At 63.0% G+C, this 246-nt stretch carries 1 pseudogene; it reads right to left on the minus strand.

The window, feature by feature from the left end:
• Nucleotides 1-246: pseudogene (locus tag ACYP5B_RS31150) on the minus strand (IS110 family transposase); the annotation flags it as partial.

Genomic DNA, 246 nt, shown 5'->3' on the forward strand with positions numbered 1-246 from the left:
CATCATCGTGCGCATCTTGATGTGCTGCTCTCGCATCCGATGCAACACCAGTGTCGCCTGCTGCTCCACTGTCTTCGGCGTCACTGCCGGCATGCCCGGCTGTTGCGCCGCCGTCCAGATCGCCCGCGCATCCGCCGCATCTGTCTTGTTGGTTCGCACGAATGGACGGACGTATTTCGCGTGCAGCAGCTTCACCTCATAGCCCATCTCGAGGAGCTTGCGAGCCCACCAGTGCCCGCTGCCGCA

This window comes from Cupriavidus sp. 8B (genome assembly GCF_054589115.1).